We start from the raw sequence: 21,495 nt of genomic DNA, 5'->3' as shown, positions 1-21,495 counted from the left end.
AGTGACGGTCCGGGCGCCGCATCAGCGCCCGACGGCTACAGAACGATCACCGCCTGCGCACGTCACGGGCGTTTCGGTGGGGCTGACGGTGGCACACAGGGTCGTCGGCCGTCCGTGCGACGAGGGGGTCAGGGGCCGTCCCGCGGCCGCGGCCGCGAGGGGACGGGACCCATTTCCCCGTCCCGGTGAGAGCGCGTTCCGGGTCCGTCGGCGGAAGACCAGGAAGCCGGCCGTCGCGGCGCCGGCGAGCCAGAGGCACTGGATCACGAGCCCCCGGACGGCCGACGCGTCGGAGAAGGCCGCGGCCATGCTCGCCTGCACGGCTCCGTACGTCGGGAGGAAGCGCACGACGGCACTGTCGGACCCGGAGCTGGAGAGGGGATTCTGCAGGGCGACGTCGAGGATGCTGATCATCAGGATGGCGAACATGCCCTCGACCTCTCGGCGGAGCACCGATCCGAAGACCACGCCCAGCGCGCCGTAGGTCAGAGCCGCGCAGAACAGGGCGGCGGCGAGGAGGAGGGGCTGTCGCGGCGGCCAGGCCAGTCCGACGACGACCGTGGCGTACGCGGCGACGGCGACACAGACCAGCGTGAGCGCGGACAGTTTCGCCAGGACGAGGTGGTAGCGAGGGTAGCCCGCCATCGCCAGGCGGCGGTCGAAAGCGCCTCCCGTGAAGGTGGCCGCGAACATCATGAACCCGGCGATCAAAGTGACCGCGTTCAGCGCACCGGTGATCTGGGTGAGGTGGTTGCCGGGCGGGGACAGGATCTCGCCGGTGGCCCGGAGCCGGAACGGGGCCGGCTGATCGGGAATGGTCACGTAGGCGAGGGCGATCCACACGGGGATGTACACGACCACCAGCAGCATCGCGAACCGGTTGCGGGCGTGCCCGGTCAACGCGTACCTGGAAGCCGTGGCGAACAGGAACCAGTGCCGCCTCATGCCGCCGCCCCCGCAGGCCGCTCCTGGCGGGTGAGGCGCCCGTTCTCCAGGCGCCAGAGCACGTCCAGCCGGTCGATGTCGTACGCCAGGTGCGAGACGACCAGCACCGAACGCCCGGCGTCGCGCAACCTCGTCGCCAGCTCCCAGAAGCGCAGGTACGTCTCCCAGTCGAAGCCCTGGTAGGGCTCGTCCAGCAGGAGCACGTCCGGGTCGTGCATGAGCGCCAGGGTCAGGTTCAGCTTCTGTCGCGAGCCACCGCTGAGCAGGCCCGCACGCCGGTCGAGGTACTCGGTGAAGGCCAGGGTCTCCATCACCTCCTCGGCCCGCCGCAGGTCGGCGAGGCCGAACGCGGCCTTGAAGAGGTCGAGATGCTGGCGGACGGTGAAGGAGTCGTCCAGCACCACGGACTGCGGGCAGTAGCCGAACCTGCCGTGGTGCCGCACCGAGCCGCGGTCCGGCCCCAGCTCACCGGAGAGGATCTTCAGCAGCGTCGTCTTGCCCGCGCCGTTCTCCCCGACGATCCCGGCGAGGGTGCCGGGCCGTAGCCGAAGGTCGACTCCCCGGAGAACGGCGTACTGCCGGTAGGAGTGGTGCACATCGTGGACGTCCATCGTCTCGCTCCGTCGTACCAGGTCTTCCCCGTGCTCGCGGAACCGATCCGCGCGTGCCCAACGAGCCGGCCACGCGGCGGAAACGGCGCCGGGGACGCGCACGTGCGCCCGGCGTCAACCCGGTGCACGACCCGTCACGCGTGCGACGGGACCACCGCGGAAACCGCTCCCGGCGCGGCGCCGACCCATAGCGTGACCGGGCTCGGAGCGCCCGTGTCGCGGGCCTGGAGCCGTCGTCGCGTACCCAAGAGGAAAGGCCGGTCGGCCATGCGGAGAACGTGCGTGATCGGAGCGGGCCCGTCCGGCCTGGCGGCGAGCAAGGTCCTTGCCTCGCGCGGCCTTCCGTTCGACTGCTACGAGGCGGGTTCGGGCATCGGCGGGCTCTGGCGCTACGGCAACGACAACGGAATGTCGAGGGTGTACGCGTCCCTGCACGCGAACATCTCCAAGGAGAGCATGTCGTTCTCCTCGCTGGCGATGCCGGAGAACTACCCGGTCTTCCCGCACCACAGCAAGGTCCTCGCCTACCTGGAGCAGTACGCCGCCGCGTTCGGTCTGCACCGGCACATCGCGTTCGGCACGGAGGTCACCTCCGTACGGCCCCTGGAGGACGGCGGCTGGGAGGTCGTCCGCCGGCACCGTGACCGGACGGAGGCGCGGACACAGCGCTACACCGAGGTGGTGGTGGCCAACGGGCACCACTGGGACCCGCGGTTGCCGGACCCCGCCGTACCGGGAGCCGAGGGGTTCGAGGGCCCCGCTCTCCACTCGCACGACTACCGCTCCCCCGAGCCGTACGCCGGCCGGCGGGTGCTCGTGATCGGCATGGGCAACTCCGCGTGCGAGATCGCGGCGGAGGTCTCCCGTACGGCGGCGCGGACGTTCCTCTCCGCGCGTGACACGGCGCACGTGTTCCCCAAGATGCTGCTCGGGCGGCCGGCCGACCACTTGGCGGGAAGCCCGCTGGCCGGTCTGCCGCGGTTCCTCAAGGAGCCTGCCATGGCGCTTCTCCTGCGGCTGACCCGTGGCGCCCCGCTCATTACGGGCTTCCCGAACCGGTCCGTGGGCCCCTCGCCGCCCACCCGTCCACTTCGGACGAACTCCTCGTCCAGCTGGCCCGGGGCGCGGTCACCCCCAAGCCCGGCGTCAGCTCCTTCGGCCGGGACGCGGCGTTCTTCGCGGACGGCAGCCGCGAGAGCGTGGACGCCGTGGTGTACGCCACCGGGTACGCCATCTCCTTCCCCTTTCTGGCCCCCTCCGTCTTCGCCGCCCCGGGCGGCCGCACGGAGCTCTATCTGCGCACGGTGCCGCCCCGGCTCCCCGGTCTCTACTTCATGGGGCTCGCCCAACCCGCCGGCGCCGCTTTCCCGTTGCTCGAACCGCAGGCCGAATGGGTCGCCGACCTGATCGAGGGGGCGGTGCGGCTGCCGGCGCCGGCGGAGATGACACGGGCGATCGCCCGAGCGCGCCGGCGGCACGACAAGGCCTACGCGCCCACCTACCGTCACGGGATCGAGATCGACATCCGCTCCTATCGGCGGGCCCTCCGGCGGGAACTGCGGGCAGGCAGGCGTCGGGCCCGCGGTGTGCTCCGCCCCGGCCCGGGGCGAGCTCTCCCACGCCCGTGTCCGACGCCGCGTGATCCCCAGGCCCGCTGCGTGCGGTCCGGTACGGGAGAGCTCCCGCCGGGCTCACACGGGCGTCGAGCTCTCCGCCAGCTCGCCCACGGCCTGCTCCCACAGCTCCGGCAGCAGCTCCCCCAGTGGGAGGGCGCGGTCGGCGACGAAGGACACCTCCGCCCAGTCGCCGAAGAACGACAGGCCCACGGCGAAGAGATGACCCGGCACGAGCAGGGGCAGCAGGGCGGTCCCCGTCACCTGCGTCTCCCCCAGGCTTCCCTTGTCGGCGAGCGGCATGGAGGTGGCCATGACGTTGGTGACGCGTGGCGAGAGCACCCTGCGCAGGTACCACGCGGTGGGGCCGTCCGGCATGAAGCGGACCAGGTCCTGGATGGCCTGCCGCCAGGTCTCGCCCCGCAGCTTCCGGGTCGTCGCCATGACCTGATCCAGTCGGCGCAGGGGCTCCTCACCGTCCCGTGAGCCGTCCGGGTGGTCCGGGACGGTCCGCACGGGCAGTTCGAGGGGCAGGGCGAAGCAGCGGTTCCCCCACGTCTGTTCCTCGTCGGCGCGTCGTGCGTCGACGGGCAGTACGGCCGTCACCCGGGGAAGCGGCACCCCGGCACGGGCCGACCAGACCGACAACGCCCCCGAGAGCGCCGCCAGATGCACGTCGTGGGCCGAACCGCCCCGCCCGGCGCCGATCCGGCGGAGGGTGTCCACCGGTGCCTGGCCCCGCCACAGCCGCCGCTCCCCGGAGGGGGCGAAGGCCGCGTCCGGGCGGTGACCGCGAACGGCCAGGGAGCCGGCCGCGAACCTCGTGGCCAGCCCGACGGCCGCGCCGACCCGCCGGGGCACCCCGGACGGACGGCTCCGGCCCGGTACCGGGCGCGCCGACGGCTCCCCCTCACCCAGCATGGCCCGGAAGGTCATGGCGGCGGCCGAACCGTCCTGGCAGGCGTGGTGGAAGCGGTAGCAGACGGCGTACGCGTCGGGGTCGTGGCCGTGGACCAGCCAGACCCCCCAGTAGCAGCCGGGGGCGAACGGGGCGTTGAGCGCGGTGTGCAGGGCGGAGTCCCGGGCGCCGGGTCCGTCGGCGACCACCTCGTGCACATGCCGGTCGACGGCGAAGTCCGCGTCCGGCTGCCACCGGGACCGCCGGCCTCCCTCCACCCGGCTCGTGAGCAGGGGCAGTTCGCCGAGGCGGTGTCCCACGTACGCGCGAAAGTCCGCCAGGGCCGGCGGCGGGCCACTGAGATACGCGACGCCGCCCGCGTCCCAGCGAACGTCGGGCCGACGGCGCTCCAGCTTGAGGAACGCGCGGTCGACCGCGTGGGTGGAGTGGCGGGGCGAGGGAATCGGCCGGGCGGAACGGTCGGACGGGGCGGGCAGGGTGGGCTGCTCGGGATCAGGCATGGGACTTCGGTGCTCCAATTCGGGCCAGGGCCATCGCGTTGATGACAGGGGGGCAGAGAGGCGGGGGAGAGAGGCGGGGGGGGGGAGAGACTCAGGGCGGGGGGACGGTGAGGCGGAGGGAAGCGAGCGGGCGATGGCAGGAGGCCCCCGGGCGGCCCGCCCGCCCGGGCCGGCCGACCGCAGCGAGCCGCCCGGACCGGCCGCAGCACGAGCCGGCCGACCGCAGCGAGCCGCCGGGACCGGCCGCAGCACGCCGTCGGAACCGACCGCCCATCAGGATGACCACCGGCCGGGGCGTGTCCGTGCGGTGTCCGCCCGCCGCTCCTGCCCCAGCGGCCTGATCCCTGTCCGCCCCGCGGCCGCCGGCCCGCCCGGTCCAGGGCCCCCCGCGGCTCCCGGTGCCCGTGCCCCGGCGGGTCGACGACCCCGCGCACCGTCTGTCGCGGTCGGCACGACGACCCGTCGTGAGGGCGAACCGGGTTCTCGGCGGCGGGTTCCCTCGAAAGAGGGATGGGGCTCCGATCACCACCGTGGAACTCCGGCCGCGTCCGGCCGCCGTGCAGGCCGGAGCCGCTCCGCCGACGGTGTTCCGCGCCCCGGGCCGTGCGCAAGCGCACCGGCCCCGCCGCTCCGTACTCCGTTCGGGTGAGCGGGAGGAATCGGGGCGCCTGTGCCGTTCGCCGTCTGCCATTGTGTGCCGTGCGCCGGAGATCACCGGGCTGCGAGGCCCGAGAACCCCCCGTCGGACGGGGCACCGGAGAGCCGGCGAGCACCGGCCGCACCGGATCGGCCGACCGTGCGCGGTGCCATCGTCGTCACGATCCGCGATGCGGGACGGCCGGTGACATCCCGCCGCCCCCTCACCGGCCGCCGCAACGGCGCCACCCGTCTCCCCCCTCCGCACCCGGCCAGGGACCGCCCCTCTCACCGCCCTTGGAGCCACGCTCGTGCACGTCGCACTCACCGGCGCCACCGGATTCCTCGGACTGCGTCTGCTGCGTCGCCTGCTCGCCACGCACCGGTCGGTGACCGTCCTGGCCCATGCCGGGTCGGGGAACGCCCTGCACCGCATCACCCGGTCCTTCGAACTGACAGGCTCGCCGGAGGCCTTCCTCGACGGGCTCCCCGGTCGGCTGCGGGTGGTGGAGACCGACCTGGCGCTGCCGCGGCTGGGCCTGTCCGCACGGACGTTTAAGAAGCTGGCCGACGGCCTCGGCGAGATCTGGCACAGCGCGGGCAGCATCAATCTGGAGGGCGACCTTCCCGAGCTGCGACGGACCAACGTCGAAGGGACCCGGCACGTACTGGACTTGGCGGCCGCCGGGCGCGGGGCACCCGCGATCCGCCATGTGAGCACCGCGTTCGTGGCCGGTGGCCGACGCACCGGAGTGGCGTACGAGGACGAGCTGGACGCCCCCGACGGCTTCGAGAACGCCTACGAGCAGTCCAAGTACGAGGCGGAGCTGCTGGTTCACGGCTGGTCCCGGGAGCACGGCCGCCCGGCCCTGGTCCTGCGGCCGGGCGTCCTGGTCACCGACCGGCCGCCGCACCCCGAGCTGCCCTCGCACCCGTTGCAGGTCGTCGAGCGCATCCTGCGCGACGCGCTGGGCGCCGCCGGGTCGGACGGCCGGCTCCGGGTCCGGACGGTGGGGCATCCGCACGGCCGGCTGAACCTCCTGCAGGTGGAGCACGCCGCCGACGTCATGGTGCGGCTGGCCGGGTTGACGCCGTCGGGCGGGGTCGACACGTACCACGTCGTCCACGACCGCGATGTGCCCGTACCCACGGTGGTAAAGCTCCTGGAACGGCTGGTCCCGCTCTCGATCGACCTGGTCTCCGCCAAGCCGGACGACCCGTCGGCGTTGGAGGCGCTGCTCGACTTCTACCCGGGCATGACGGCCTACCTCGCCCATCGGCGACGGTTCGACGACACCCGGGTCAGGACCCGGCTCGGGCCGTCGGCGGCCTCCGCCCCGGTGGGCCTCGACTACCTGTGGTCCGGGCTGGCCCCCCGGGGCGGGGTCCTGCCCCGGTCGCCGGGCGTCCCCCCGGCCCCTCTCCCGTCCGCCCGGTACGCCTGACCAGCAGCCGACCCACCCCGTTGGAGCCTTCCCGTGTCCGTCCTCACCGCTCTCGGCCCGCCTGCCGCCTCCTTGCCGGTCTTCTCGCCCGAGGGGATCACGGCGCGTGTCCGTCAGATCCGGGAACCCGTGCACATCGTCAGCGGGCCGGACGGCCGGGAGCTGGGGATCGCGACCGGCGCCGCGCCCGCCGGTCCGGTACTCGGCACGCTGCCGCCGCTGTACCCCGAATGGCTCGGCGGCCGTACCTTCTGCGAGGCGCACGGCGTCCGTTTCCCCTATGTCGCAGGGGAGATGGCGAACGGCATCGCGACCACCCGGATGGTCTCCGCGATGGCCCGGGCGGAGATGATCGGCTTCTTCGGCGCGGGCGGTCTGGCCTACCCCGACGTGGAGCGGGCCGTGCACACACTGGTGGGGGAGCTGGGGTCCCGCTCGAACTGGGGCGTCAATCTCATCCACTCACCGGCCGAACCCGCACTGGAGTTCCGCGTCGCGGAGCTGCTGCTGCGTCGCGGCGTGCCCCGGATCTCGGCTTCGGCGTTCATGGAACTGACCCCGGCGGTCGTCCTGTGCTCGGCGCACGGGCTGCGCCGGGGCCCGGACGGCGCCGTCGTCCGGCGTACGCGCCTGCTGGCTAAGGTCTCCCGGCCCGAGGTGGCCGAGAGGTTCCTCTCCCCCGCGCCACCCGCGCTGCTGGACTCCCTCGTCGCCCGGGGAAAACTGACCCGCCAGGAGGCGTCTCTGGCGGCCCTGGTGCCGGTGGCCGAGGACATCACCGTGGAGGCGGACAGCGGCGGACACACCGACAACCGGCCGTTGTCGGTCCTGCTGCCGAGGATCGCCGGGCTGCGTGACGCGCTGTGCCGGCGGTTCGGTTACCGTCGGCCGGTCCGGCTCGGCGCGGCCGGCGGTCTCGGCACACCGGACGCGGTGGCCGCCGCCTTCGCCCTCGGCGCCTCCTACGTGGTCGTCGGATCGGTGAACCAGACGGCCGTCGAGGCGGGCCTGTCCGACGCGGCCAAGGCGATGCTCTGCGACGCGGACGTATCCGACGTCGCCATGGCGCCGGCGGCCGACATGTTCGAGCTGGGGGTGAAGCTCCAAGTGCTCTCCCGGGGAACGATGTTCGCCCAGCGGGCGGCTCGGCTCCATGCGGCGTACCGGGCCCACGGATCGCTGGAGGAGATCCCGTCCGCGCTGCGCGCCACCATCGAACGCGACGTGCTGCGCGCCCCGTTCGACGAGATCTGGGGGCACGCTCGCACGTTCTGGGAGCAGCGCGATCCCGCGGAGATCACCCGTGCGGAGGCCGACCCGAAACACCGTATGGCCCTGGTCTTCCGCTGGTACCTGGGCAGTTCCAGCCGGTGGGCGATCACCGGGGAGGAGTCGCGGCGGGCCGACTTCCAGATCTGGTGCGGGCCGGCGATGGGCGCGTTCAACCGGTGGGTGGCCGGCTCGTTCCTGGCCGATCCGGCGCACCGGTCCGTGGTGCGGATCGGACTCAATCTGCTGGAGGGGGCCGCCGTGCTCACGCGCGCCCATCAACTGCGCACGTACGGCGTCCCCTTGCCGGCCGAGGCGTTCACCTACACGCCGTGCGAGCTGGCGTGAGCGGCCTCGGCGCCACCGGGTCGTCGGTACCGACCCTACGACCCAGAGGAGAGAGCATGTCCGAGCCCGTACCCCGTCAACTCCCCGTCGCCGTGGTCGGCGTGGGTGCCCTGGTGCCGGGCGCCACGGACGCGGCGGGCTACTGGCGGATCGTGACCGGTGGCCGTGACCTGATCACCGAGGTGCCCGCCACCCGCTGGCGCGTGGAGGACCACTACGACCCGGATCCGGCCGCCCCCGACAAGACGTACGCCCGCCGGGGCGCGTTCCTTCCCGAGGTGGACTTCGATCCGATGGCCTACGGGGTGCCGCCCGCCAATCTGTCGGCGACGGACACCTCTCAACTGCTCGCCCTGATGGTCGCCGACCAGGTGCTGACGGACGCCGGCGGCCCGGCCGGGGTGGACCGGGACCGGACCGGCGTCGTCCTCGGCGCGGCGGCTCTCGAACTCCTTCCGCACATGTACGGGCGCGCCCACCGCCCCGCGTGGCTCGCGGGGCTGCGGGAGAGCGGACTCGACGAGACCGAGGCGCAAGCCGTGTGCGACCGCATCGCGGCCCGCTTCGAGCCGTGGCGCGAATCGACCTTCCCCGGGCTGCTCGGCAACGTCGTCGCGGGCCGGATCGCCAACCGGTTCGATCTGCACGGCATCAACCACACCACCGACGCCGCCTGTGCCAGCTCGCTCGCGGCACTGTCGACGGCCGTCGGTGAACTGTCCCTGGGCCGGGCCGACCTGGTGATCAGCGGGGGCGTGGACACCGGGAACGACATCGGCATGTTCCTGTGCTTCTCCAAGACGCCCGCGCTGTCCCCCACCGGCGACTGCCGGCCGTTCTCGGCCGCGGCGGACGGCACCATGCTCGGCGAAGCGGTCGTCATGTACGCGCTGAAGCGGTTGTCCGACGCGGAGCGTGACGGCGACCGGATCCACGCGGTGATCCGGGGTATCGGCACCTCGTCCGACGGCAGGAGCACGGCGATCTACGCCCCGCTGCCCGAGGGCCAGGAACGAGCCCTGCGACGCGCCTACGAGGGAGCCGGCTACGGGCCGGAGACCGTGGAGCTGGTCGAGGCGCACGGAACCGGCACGAAAGCCGGGGACGCCGCCGAACTGACGGCGCTGCGTGCGGTGTTCGGTGCGTCGGGGCGCCCGGACGGGCAGTGGTGCGCGATCGGTTCGGTCAAGTCGCAGATCGGCCACACCAAGTGCGCGGCGGGCGCGGCGGGCCTGCTCAAGGCGGTCATGGCCCTGCACCACCAGGTGCTGCCGCCGACGGTCAAGGTGGAGCGGCCGAACCCGGCAGCCGCCGCCCCGGAAGGCCCGTTCTACGTCAACACCGAGACCCGCCCGTGGGTCCGGCCGACCGGCCATCCGCGACGGGCGGCGGTGTCGAGTTTCGGTTTCGGCGGCAGCAACTTCCACGTCACGCTGGAGGAGTACGCGCCCTCGGGCGGCCCGGGGCGCCCTGCCCTGCGCCACCGCACGGCGCCGAGCGAACTCGTCCTGTTCAGCGGCGACTCCCCGTCGGACCTGATGGCGCCCCGGACGGACGACGACCGTCCGCCGGACGCGCTGGCACGGGAGAGCCAGGCCGCCTTCTCCCCCTCCGCCCGGGTGCGGCTGGCCGTCGTCGCCACCGACGCCGAGGACCTGCGGGAGAAGTACGCGCAGGCGCTCGCACGGATCCGGCGACACCCCGACGCGGCGTTCTCGACGCCCACCGGGGTCCGGTACGCGTACGGGGAGCCCACGCCCGGCCGTATCGGTTTCCTCTTCCCGGGACAGGGGTCCCAGTACGTCGGGATGGGAGCCGGTCTCGCGATGCTGGCGCCGGCCGCCCAGGCCGTGTGGGACCGGCTGGGCGGCACCCGCTTCGACGGGCGGCCCCTGCACCGGGTCGTTTTCCCACCGCCCGCCTTCACCGACGGGGAACGCGCCGCCCGGCGGACCCTGCTGGACGCCACCGAGTGGGCGCAGCCCGCACTGGCGGTGCACGCGCTGGCCCTGCTGGAGGTGGTGCGAGGGCTGGGGCTGCGGCCGGACTGCGTGGCGGGCCACAGCTTCGGCGAGCTGGTGGCGCTGACGTGCGCGGGCGCGCTGGACGCGGAGTCCCTGGTGGGGCTGGCCCGTCACCGCGGCGAGCTGATGCGGGACGCGGCGGACGCCCCGGGCGCGATGCTGGCGGTGGCGGCGGACCGTACGCACGTGGCCGGGGTGCTGGCCGGTGGCGGGTTCGGCGACCTCTGGCCGGCCAACCACAACTCCCCGTGCCAAGTGGTGCTCTCGGGATCGGTGGAGGCGGTCGCACGCGCCGAGAAGGCGTTCTCGGCCGAGGGGGTCGGCACCCGTAGGCTGGCCGCGTCGACGGCCTTCCACAGCCCGCTGGTCGCCCCGGCCGTCGAGCCGCTCGCCGCGTACCTGCGCACGGTGCCGCTCGCGGAGCCCCGGATCGAGGTCTACGGCAACGCGGACGCGGCGCCGTACCCCTCGTCCCCCGATGAGGTGCGCCGCCGGATCGCCGGTCATCTCGCCTCCCCGGTGCTCTTCCAGGACCAGATCGAGGCGATGTACGCGGCGGGGGTGCGCACCTTCGTCGAGATCGGCGCGGGCGCCACGCTGACCGGGCTGGTCCACCAGACCCTCGGCGACCGCGAGCACGCGGCCGTCCCGCTGGACCGGCAGGCCCGGCCCGGTGCCGACACCCTGCACGCCGCGCTCGGCGAACTGGCCGTACGCGGCGTCCCCCTCGATCTCGCCCCGCTCTGGGCACCGTACGCCCCGCCCGGAACCCCGGCGAAGGAGCGCGAGCCCCGCATGACGGTGAAGATCAGCGGAGCGAACCACGGTCAGTCGCCGCCGACCCGCCCCGGGCCCGCCGAGCTGTCGCCCGCTCCGACACCCGAGCCCCGGCACCGAGCGCTGCCCGCCCCCGTGCCCGTACCCACGTCCCTGTCCACGTCCGACACCCCGGCGGTCCCCATGCCCGCGTACAACCCCTCCCCGTCCCACGCCCCGCAGCCTTCGGCGTACGAGGCCGAGCCCGCTGGGACCGCCGGAGACAAGCCCACCTTCGGCGGCGACTGGTTCGCCGCCGTCGAGAGCATCCAACGGCAGACGGCGGAGACCCACGCGGTCTGCCAGCGCCTCCTGACAGACAGCCATCTGGCCTTTCTCCGGATGACGGAGACGACCCTGGCCGCGATGCTCGGCGCGCCGAACCCGGCCGGGGACGGGGACGTTTCGGCTCCCGCGACTCCCCTGCCGCTCCCCCGCTCCTCGTCACCGCGACACGTGCCGGCGCCGCCCATGACGCCGCCGGCCCCGGTCGAGACCCTTGTCCCGGCCTCGGCGCCCACGCCCGCTCCTGTCACACCCACCCTTCCCGCAGCCGCGGCGGCCCCGGCGGTGCCCTTCCCCGCCACGGAGACGGCTGCCGCCCCCGTGGACGACGCTCCCGTCGACGACACCGTGTCCCTGTCACCGTCGGAGCTGGAGGAGCTGCTCCTGTCGGTGGTGGCCCGCCTCACCGGCTACCCCACCGCCATGCTCAACATGGACATGGAGCTGGAGGCCGATCTGGGCGTCGACTCCATCAAGCGCGTCGAGATCCTGTCGGCGGTGCGCCGACAGGTGAGCGACGTGGCGACGGGGGACCCCGGGCAGCTCGGCAGGCTCCGTACGCTCCGCGAGATCGTCGAGGCGCTCAGCGACGGCCCCCTGCCTCCCGGGCCCCCGGAGCCCGATGCCCCGGCCGGGCAGCACTCCGTGGCGGCCGGGACCCCGGTCGTCCGCGAGGCGTCCGCCCCGTCCGCGCCGTCCTCCCCCGACGACGGGGCGGGTGAGCGTACGCCGCTGACGCGGCTGGTACCGCGCCTCGTGGAGTCGCCCGCGTCCGGGCTGACCACGGCGGGACTGCTGGACGGCCCCGTCGCGGTGACGGGCGGGGGCCCGGACGGGTGCTCGATCGCCGGCCTGGTGGCCCGGAAGCTGACGGAGCGCGGCGTGGCAGCCACCGCGGTGGCGGACGTGCCCAAGGACGCCCGCGGCGTCGTCCACCTCGGCGGACTCACCGCGGGCGGTACGCCCGACGAGGCGCGGGAGGTCCACCGGTCGGCGCTCCGCGCGGCACGCGCGGTGGCGCCCGGGCCGCCGGGGGCGGGGGGCTGTTCGTGACCGTCCAGGACACCGGGGGCGACTTCGGGCTCGGAGGACACGCGCCCGGCCGCGCGTGGCTGGGCGGGGTCGCCGGTCTGGCCAGGACCGCTGCGAAGGAGTGGCCGGACTCCTCTGTCAAGATCGTCGACTGCGAGCGGGGCGGCCGGGACGACGAGGAGGTCGCCGAGGCGATCGTCGGGGAGCTACTCGAGGGCGGGGCCGACCTGGAGACGGGCCTCCGCGCGGACGGCACGCGCGCCCTCCTGCGGATGGCGTCCGAGCCGGTCAGGCCCAGTGGCACGCGACGGATCTCCGGCGCTTCCGTGATCGTGGCCACCGGAGGGGCCCGCGGGGTGACCGCGGCGGCCCTGCTCGACCTCGCCAGGACCCACCGTCCGCGGATCGTGCTGCTCGGGAGGACGGAGTTGGCCGCCGAGCCGGCCGGACTGACGTCGGCCACCGACGGACCGGCGCTCACCCGGCTGCTCGCGGAGCGGACCCCGGACGCGGCGGACTCCTCGCCCGCCCGGGTCGCGGAGCGGGCCCGGGCGATTCTGGCCGCGCGCGAAGTGCGGGCGACACTGGCGGAGTTGGAGGCCGCCGGATCACCCGCCCGGTACGTCCGGGTGGACGTCCGCGACGGTGACGCGCTCGCGGCTGCCCTGCGCACCGTGCGCGAGACGTGGGGGCCGGTCACCGGCATCGTCCACGGTGCTGGGGTGCTGGCCGACAAACGGATCGTCGACAGGACCGACGAGCGGGCCGAGCCGGTCATGGCGACGAAGGTGGACGGTCTGCGGGCGCTGCTGGCGGCGACGGCGGACGATCCACTGGACACGATGCTCCTGTTCTCGTCGGTGGCCGCCGTGTTCGGCAACGCGGGGCAGAGCGACTACGCGATGGCCAATGAGGTCCTCCTCCAGGTCGCGTCGGCCGAGCAGGCCCGTCGGCCCGGCTGCCTGGTGCGGTGTGTCGCCTGGGGGCCCTGGCAGGGCGGCATGGTCACCCCGGCCCTGGCCGCGCACTTCGGCCGGTCCGGGGTTCCGCTCATCCCCCTGGCCCAGGGGGCCGCGGCCTTCACGGCCGAGGTGGACGGTGACGCCGGCGAGGCCCGTGTGGTCCTGGCGGCGGGAGATGATCCGGCCGCCCTGGCCCCGGCGGGCGACCTGCGGCGCGCGCAGGTGCTGGTCCGCTCGGACACCCTGCCGCAGCTGGCCGACCACGCGCCCGCCGGTGTTCCGGTGCTGCCCGTGGCCCTGGTCCTGAACTGGTTCGCGGGCGCGGCCACGGCCTGGCTGCCGTCTGCCGGGCGGCTCGTCCTGCGTGATCTGCGGGTGTACCAGAAGTACGCCCTGCCGGAGCTGTCCGGCCCGGGCCACCGGCTCACCGTGCTCGGCAGCAGGGGCGCGCCCGGTGCCCCGTCGGGTCTGGACGCGGAGCTGCGGGGCGAGGACGGCCTGGCACACTTCCGGGCTGTGCTGGACACCGGGACAGGGGAGCCCGGCACGACCGCGTGGGACACCGGGGCCGGGAATCCCGACGTGACCGCGTGGGACACCGGGACAGGCGAACCCGACGCGAAGGCGTGGGACACCGGGACAGGCGAACCCGACGCGACCGCGTGGGACACCGGGACAGGGGAGCCCGGCACGTTCGCGTGGGACACCCCGGACGGTCTGAAGCCTCTCGACCGGGCCACGCCCTATGACGGGGAGGTCCTCTTCCACGGCCCCCGGTTCCACTCCCTGCGCACGGTGCGCGGCCTGTCGGAGCACGGGGCGGAGGCGACCGTCGCGGGCCTGCGGGCCCTGGGTTGGGCCGACGAGCAGGGTCCGCTCGATCCGGCGGCCGTGGACGGCGCGCTGCAACTCGCCCTGCTCTGGGGCGAGAAGGTGCTCGGGGCTGCGACGCTGCCGATGGCCGTCGCCGAGTGCAGGGTGCACCGGCGCGGCGCGGTGGACGGCGCCGTGCGCTGTGTGGTGCGGGGACGAACGGCGCACGACACCGGGGCGCGCTGCGACGCGGCCCTGATCGCCGCCGACGGGTCCGTCCTCGTGGAGCTGATCGGGGTCGAGCTCGTGGTCCGCCCCTCCTGACCCACCCTGGCCCTCCTCACCCCTCCACCCCCTCCGCACCTCGCGCCGCCCGGCCCCGCCCCTCCTGGTCCCGGCCCGCCGCGCTCCGCCGTGAAGTGAGACCCGTATGCGTTTCGAACCGATCGCCGTCGTCGGCCGGGGCTGTGTGCTGCCCGGCGCGCTGGACCCGGACACGTTCTGGGAGAACATCGCCGCCGGCCGCACGAGCCTGTCGGCAGCCCCGGAGGGCCGGTGGCGGCTGCCGCGCCGGTGGGCCATGGGTTCGGTGGAGGATCACCTCGACCGCACCTGGACGGACGTCGGCGGTTACGTCCACGGGTTCGAGTCCGTCTTCGACCCGGCCGGTTTCCGCCTCGCCCCGGAGCGCATCGCACCGCTGGACCCGCTCTTCCACTGGGTCCTGTACGGGGTGCGGCAGGCGCTCGCCGAGGCGGGGCACGAGGGCCCGCTGCCGCGCGGAGGTCTGGTGCTGGGCAACCTGTCGTACCCCACGTCCGCCGGGGCGGCCTTCGCCGAACACGTATGGCTTTCCGCGCAACCCCCCTCGCTCCGTGACGCCCTGTCGGCGGGTGAGCGGCGGACCCGGCCCGATGCCCGCAACCGCTTCTCCTCCGGGCTGCCCGCCCGGCTCGCGGCCCGCGCCCTCGGGCTCGGGGCCGGGGCGTGGTCCCTCGACGCCGCCTGTGCGTCCTCGTTGTACGCGATCAAGCTGGCGTGCGACCGGCTGCACGACGGCACGGCGGATCTCATGGTGGCCGGTGCGGTCAGCCGCCCCGATCCCCTCTACCTGCACGTGGGGTTCTGCGCGCTGTCCGCGACCAGCCGCACGGGGCGCAGCCGACCCTTCCACCGGGACGCGGACGGGCTGGTGCACGGCGAGGGCGCCGGGTTCGTCGCCCTGACACGGCTGTCCGACGCCCACGCCGCCGGCCTGCCCGTGCTCGGTGTGATCCGCAGTGTGGGGCTGTCCAACGACGGGCGCGGTTCCGGGTTGATCAGCCCGTCGGAGGAGGGCCAGGTACGGGCCGTGCGCCTGGCGTACGAGAGGGCGGGCGTCGCTCCCGGGTCGGTGTCGCTCATCGAGTGCCACGCCACGGGGACGCCGGTCGGGGACGCGGTGGAGGCGCGCTCCATGGCCCGGGTCTTCGGGGCCGGCGACGACGTTCCCATCGGTTCGGCGAAATCGAACATCGGGCATCTGCTGGCCTCCGCGGGTGTGGCGGGACTGCTGAAGGTGCTCGGTGCGATGCGGGCGGGGGTGCGTCCGGCGACGCTCGGCGCCGGACGACCGCTGGACGTACTGGCGGGCACGCCCTTGCGGGTGCTGGCCGCGGCCGAGGAGTGGGTGGGGCCGCGCAGGGCGGCGGTCAGCGCCTTCGGGTTCGGCGGAACCAACGCCCATCTGATCGTCGACGCCCCGGACTGCCCTCCCCCGCCCACCGTGCCCCGGTCGACGGGCGGCACGCGGCCCCCCGGACCGGCAGCGAAGGCCCCGGACCCGGCTCCGGCACCCGCCGCGCCGGGCGACCGTACGACGGTGGCGATCGTCGCCGTCGGAGCCCGGGTGGGCGAGGGGACGTCGCTGGAGGACTTCCGCCGGGCGGTGCTGGGCGGCGAACGGCGTGGCCCCGTCGCGGAGATCGCCGTGGAGCTGACGGACCTGTGCTTCCCGCCGCTGGCCCTGGAGCGGACCGTACGCCACCAACTCCTGGTGCTGGAGGCCGCCCGGGAGGCCGCCCGGACGGTGAGCCTGCCCCGCGAGCGGACCATGGTGGTCGTCGGTACGGGGGTGGACCCGGAGGTGGCGCGCGCGGGTGCGCGCTGGCGGATCCCGCACTGGCTGGAGCAGTCGGGGACGCCGGTCGACGCGGCCTCGGCGGACCTCGCCCGGGAGGCGTTCGCCCCGGCCATGACGGCGGAGGGCGTGGTGGGCAGCATGCCGAACCTCGCGGCCAACCGCATCAGCACTCAACTCGACCTGGCCGGACCCGGATTCACGGTCTCGGCGGAGGAGGCCTCCGGGCTGGTGGCACTGGGGATCGCGGCTCGGGCCATTCGGTCGGGGGAGGCCGACGCCGCCCTCGTCGGCGCCACCGACCTGTCCTGCGAGGCGGTCCACCGGGCCGCCCTGCGGGATCTCGGCCGCGACGAGGAGCCCGGGGACGCGGCCGTCGTCCTGGTCCTCAAGTCCCTGGACGCCGCGCGCGGGGACGGCGACAGCGTCGTGGCCCTGCTGGACGACGAGGCCACCGGCGAACCCGACATGGTCATCGGCGACGGCCCCGACGCGGTCTTCGATCCGGCGGCCGCCTTCGGGCGTGCCCATGCCGCGTCCGGGCTGGTCTCCGTCGCGGTCGCGGCACTCTCGCTCCAGCACCGCGCGGTACCCCGCCCGGGCGGACCGGCGGACACAGCGGCCGTCGCCCACACCGCGCGGGCCGTGGTCACGCCGATGGAGGGGCCCGCCGTAGGCGTACGGCTGCGCGCGGGGGACGCCCGGCCGTGGCTGCGGGGCCCCGCCCCGCGCCTGCACGTCTACTCCGGGACCGACCGCCGGGCGGTGCTGGCAGCGCTGGAGGCCGGTAGGGAGTCCTCGGCCGGCCCGGCCCGGCTGGCCTTCGTGGTCGACGGCGACGCCACGTGCCAGGAGCGCGGTGACGCGGCCCGTCGCTGGCTGACGGAGGGCGGGGCCCGCCCGGCGGACGTGTCGTACCGGGACGGGCCGGTCGTCGGGCAGACCGCTTTCGTGTACACGAACGGCTCGGCCGCGTATCCGGGGATGGGCCATGAGCTGGCCCTGGCGTTGCCGTCGCTGGGCGAGCGGGTCCGTGAGCGACACGGGGCGGTGGGTGCGCGCCTGCGGTCCGGGACCGAGCCCGGGGTCCTCGGCCAGATCTGGGCCGTCGCCGAACTGGCGGCGCTGCACACCGTGTTCAGCCGCGAGGTGCTCGGACTGCGGCCGGACGCCGCGATCGGCTACTCCTCGGGCGAGTCGACGGCGCTGGTCGCGCTGGGGGCCTGGCCGGACGCCTCGGGGCTCTACGAGGCGACCCGGGCCAGCGGGCTGTTCACCACGGAACTCGCGGGCGAGCTGCGGGCGGTCCGGCGCTACTGGCGGCAGCGGGGCATCCCTGGCGACCGGTGGTCGAGCCATCTGATCGCCGCGCCCCTGGCGGCAGTTCGCGCGGAGCTCGCCGGGGAGCGGGCGGTCCACCTGATGGCGGTGAACGCGCCCGGGGTCTGCGTCATCGGCGGCGAGTCCGGGGCGTGCGCGGCGGTCGTGGCCAGGATCGGTGCCGACCGGGCGATCGAGCTGGACTACGACATGGCCGCCCACGCACCGGAGTTGGCGGAGGTCCGGGAGGTGTGGCACGAGGCCCACCGCCGCCCCACGGTCGAGGTGCCCGGTGTTCGCTTCTACAGCGGGGCCTCCGGCCGGGCGTACCGGCCGACGTCCGAGCGGGCCGCCGAGGCGCTCACCGCGCAGGGGCTCGGCACGATCGACTTCGCGGCCACGATCGAACAGGCGTGGGCGGACGGTGTCCGGGTCTTCGTGGAGCACGGCCCGCGGAGGCTGTGCACCGGCTGGATCAAACGGGTGCTCGGCGACCGGGAGCACGTGGCCGTCGCGCTGGACACTCCGGGTGACACGAGCCTGCGGCACCTGTGTCACGCGGTGGGCGAACTCGTCGTGGCCGGGGTGCCGGTGCGGACCGACGCGTTGCTCGCCCGGCTCGCCGGGGCCGCGACCGGCCTTCCGCGGCCCGGCCCCACCGTCACCGTTCCCGTACCGCCCTCTCCGTGCCTACCGCCCCTGGAGCGCGCCGTGACCGTTCTGCCCCGGGCCCCGGAACTCGCCCCGGTGCCGGAGACCACCCTCGGTCCCCCCGCTTCGCCGGGCCGGGACCCCAGCCACGTGGTCGCCGCGTCGGACGAGGAGACCGGGCACCTCCCCGCCCCGGCGCACGAGCAGACCAGGCGCCTCCCCGCCCCGGCCGCCGCCGTGCCCTCCCCCGCCGCACCGGTACGGCGGCCCCGGTTGCCCGCCGACGACGCCCGTGAGCCGAGGGAGGCGGGGGCCGGGGGCGTGGTCGCCCGGCAGAGTCTGCGGGTCGCCGCGCTGCACCAGGAGGTCATGGCCGCGCACGCCGAATCCCACCGGCGGTTCCTGCGCGTGTCGGCGCTCGCCGTCCGGGCGCTGACCGCAGCGGGCGCGGCGGGACCCGGGCAGCCCGTACCCGCCCCCGTACGTCCCCTTCCGCTTCCGCCGCCCTCCACGGCTCCGGCGCCCGTGCGGGCTCCGGAACCGAAGCCGGAGCAGACCCGGCCCGGGCACGCTTGTCGGCCCGGGCCGACGTTCGACCGGGCCCAACTGGAGCACCTCGCCTCCCGCGAGATCTCCACGCTGTTCGGTCCGCTCTTCGCCGAGCAGGACGGCTACGCGGTACAGACCCGGATGCCCGGGCCGCCCATGCTGCTCGCCGACCGGGTCACCGGCATCGACGCGGTGCCGGCAGCGCTGGTCCTGCCGGGCCCGGTCCGCACGGACGGGAGGATCTGGACGGAGACGGATGTCCTGCCCGACAGCTGGTACCTGGATGCGACGGGGCGGGTGCCGGCCGGCGTGCTGATCGAGGCGGGCCAGGCCGACCTGCTCCTGCTCAGCTGGCTGGGCATCGATCTGCTGAACCGGGGAGAGCGCGCGTACCGGCTGCTCGGCTGCGAGGTGACGTTCCACGGCGGCCCACCGCGCCCCGGTGACACCCTGCGCTTCGAGATCCATCTGGACGGTCACGCGGAGGCGGACGGGGTCCGGCTGGCCTTCTTCCACTACGACTGCTACGTGGACGGCGAGCTGCGACTCAGTGTCCGCGAGGGGCAGGCGGGGTTCTTCACCCCCGCGGAGCTCGCCGGCAGCGGGGGTGTGCGCTGGGATCCCGCCGGCCGCGTGCCGGGGGACGACCTGCCGCTCGACCCGCCGGCCGTGCGCTGCGAACGGACCCGCTTCGACGCCGACCGGGTGCGAGCCCTGACGCTGGGGCGGCCCGGGGACTGTTTCGGGCCCGGCTGGGAGGCGACGGCGGCTCACGTCCGTTCACCCCGGCTCGACGAGGAACGGCTGCGCCTGTTGGACGAGGTCACCGCGTTCGACCCGGCCGGAGGGTCGTGGGGGCGCGGGTACCTGCGGGCCGAGACCGCCTTGTCCCCGGACGACTGGTTCTTCACCGGCCATTTCAAGAACGACCCCTGCATGCCGGGCACCCTGATGTTGCAGGGCGGCCTCCAGGCGATGGCGTTCTACCTGACGGCCATGGGCTTCACCGTCGACCGGGACGGCTGGCGCTTCGAGACGGTCGACGAGCAGCCTTCCAGGGCCATGTGCCGGGGCCAGGCGACCCCGGAGAACCGGAGGGTCGTCTACGAGGTGTTCGTACGGGGCGTCTCGGCCGGGCCGGTGCCGACGCTCCACGCCGACGTCCTCGGCTCGGTGGACGGACGGAAGGCGTTCCTGGGCACCGACATGGCCCTCCGCCTGGTCCCCGACTGGCCGCTGTCGCACTGGCGGCACGCGGGCCCGCCCACCGTCCAGACCGACGGGGCCCCGGTGCCCCTGCCCCGTCTCGGCGGGCTGACCGGACATCGGGAGGAGAAGCCGGTGGCGGTGGCGGCCGACGGTTTCGCCTTTGACCACGCCTCGCTGCTGGCGTGCGCGTGGGGCAGGCCGAGCGAGGCGTTCGGCGCCATGTACGAGCCCTTCGACGGCACCCGCAGGGTGGCGCGGCTTCCTGGCCCGCCCTATCACTTCATGAGCCGGATCGTGTCGGTGGACGGTCCGCAGGGCGGGATGCGCGAGGGCAGCGTCGTCGTCGCCGAGTACGACGTGCCGGACCGGGCGTGGTACTTCGAGCAGAACGGCGGCCGCGTCATGCCGTTCGCCGTCCTCATGGAGGCGGCGCTCCAGCCCTGCGGTTGGCTCGCCTCGTACGTCGGCAGTGCGACGACCAGCGAGGCGGACCTGCTGTTCCGCAATCTCGACGGGTCGGGCACGGTCACCCGCGAGGTCACCCCGGCGACGCGTACGGTCCGCACCAGGGCCGAACTGACCCGTGTCTCGCGCAGCGAGGACATGATCATCGATTCTTTCCGGGTGACGTGCACGGCCGACGACGTACCCCTCTTCGAACTCTCCACGGTATTCGGCTACTTCCCCCGGTCCGCCTTCGACGACCAGCAGGGGCTGGCGACTTCGGCCGGGGACCGGGCCCGGCTCGACGAGCCCTGCGGACCCGTCGTCGATCTGACCTCCCGCCCCGACCGGTACTGCGCCGGCGAACCGCGCCTGCCGGGCGAGATGTTGCTGATGCTGGACCGGATCACGGGCTACTGGCCGGACGGCGGAAGCAAGGGGCTCGGCCGGTTGCGGTCGGAGAAGGACGTCCGCCCGGACGCCTGGTTCTTCCAGGCCCACTTCTTCCAGGACCCCGTGCAGCCGGGCTCGTTGGGGATCGAGGCCATGTGCCAACTGCTCCAGTACCACCTATTGGAGCAGGGCGCGGCCGACGGACTCGTCGCCCCCGGGTTCGAACCGGTGCTGCCGGGCCGCGAGGCGACCTGGACGTACCGCGGCCAGATCACCCCGGCCAACCGGCTGATCCGGGTGGACATGGACATCGTGGAGAGCGGCACGGACGCACGGGGTCCCTACGCCGTGGCGGACGCGTCGCTGTGGGGCGACGACAGGTGCATCTACCGGGTGCGTGGACTGGGCATGCGGGTGGTGCCGGGAGCGCCCGTGCGGGTCCGGTCCGGTCCGGCGTAGTGGTTCACGCTGACAGGGCGCGTCCCCGTGCAAGGATCAGGCGTCGGCCGCCTGGCGGACTGGGACCACAGGGCCGGTGCCCGGTCCTTGCCACCAGCCCACCGGCAGTCGCAGAACGGGACGCGGCGCCTCG

At 74.5% G+C, this 21,495-nt stretch carries 6 protein-coding genes and 3 pseudogenes; 6 read left to right on the top strand and 3 right to left on the bottom strand.

What is annotated here, in order from left to right; genetic code table 11:
- Positions 1 to 21: 21 nt before the first annotated feature.
- Positions 22 to 945, bottom strand: coding sequence for an ABC transporter permease (locus AC3CH1_RS32965; protein WP_488466212.1), 924 nt, complete (start codon positions 943 to 945; stop codon positions 22 to 24).
- On the bottom strand, positions 942 to 1,556 hold the full coding sequence (locus AC3CH1_RS32960; RefSeq protein ID WP_488466211.1) for an ABC transporter ATP-binding protein: 615 nt from the start codon (positions 1,554 to 1,556) through the stop codon (positions 942 to 944). Before AC3CH1_RS32960 ends, AC3CH1_RS32965 begins: the two co-directional genes overlap by 4 nt.
- Before the next feature lie 267 nt (positions 1,557 to 1,823).
- On the opposite strand from AC3CH1_RS32960, the pseudogene AC3CH1_RS32955 reads away from it, so the two are divergent.
- Positions 1,824 to 2,420, top strand: a pseudogene (locus AC3CH1_RS32955) (flavin-containing monooxygenase); the annotation flags it as partial.
- Positions 2,421 to 2,650: 230 nt separating this feature from the next.
- Positions 2,651 to 3,031, top strand: a pseudogene (locus AC3CH1_RS32950) (NAD(P)-binding domain-containing protein); the annotation flags it as partial.
- A gap of 216 nt (positions 3,032 to 3,247) precedes the next feature.
- On the opposite strand, the gene AC3CH1_RS32945 reads toward AC3CH1_RS32950, so the two are convergent.
- Positions 3,248 to 4,588, bottom strand: a complete 1,341-nt coding sequence (locus tag AC3CH1_RS32945; protein ID WP_488466210.1) for a wax ester/triacylglycerol synthase domain-containing protein — start codon at positions 4,586 to 4,588, stop codon at positions 3,248 to 3,250.
- A 947-nt stretch (positions 4,589 to 5,535) separates the two neighbouring features.
- Here AC3CH1_RS32945 and AC3CH1_RS32940 point away from each other — a divergent pair.
- The 4 genes and pseudogenes from AC3CH1_RS32940 (at position 5,536) to AC3CH1_RS32925 (ending at position 21,362) form a co-directional block, all read left to right on the top strand.
- Positions 5,536 to 6,669, top strand: coding sequence for an SDR family oxidoreductase (locus AC3CH1_RS32940; RefSeq protein ID WP_488466209.1), 1,134 nt, complete (start codon positions 5,536 to 5,538; stop codon positions 6,667 to 6,669).
- Positions 6,670 to 6,702: 33 nt separating this feature from the next.
- Positions 6,703 to 8,286: a PfaD family polyunsaturated fatty acid/polyketide biosynthesis protein gene (locus AC3CH1_RS32935; protein WP_488466208.1), complete on the top strand. Its 1,584-nt coding sequence runs from the start codon at positions 6,703 to 6,705 to the stop codon at positions 8,284 to 8,286.
- 56 nt (positions 8,287 to 8,342) lie between these two features.
- Positions 8,343 to 14,542 (top strand): annotated as a pseudogene (locus AC3CH1_RS32930) (SDR family oxidoreductase).
- Between the two features lie 106 nt (positions 14,543 to 14,648).
- Positions 14,649 to 21,362 carry a beta-ketoacyl synthase N-terminal-like domain-containing protein gene (locus AC3CH1_RS32925; RefSeq protein ID WP_488466207.1) on the top strand — a complete coding sequence of 2,238 codons (6,714 nt, stop codon included), beginning with the start codon at positions 14,649 to 14,651 and terminating at the stop codon, positions 21,360 to 21,362.
- Positions 21,363 to 21,495 lie beyond the last annotated feature (133 nt).

This window comes from Streptomyces sp. MGP-P1, from assembly GCF_057766565.1.
This window is presented reverse-complemented; position numbering and strand designations above follow the sequence as displayed.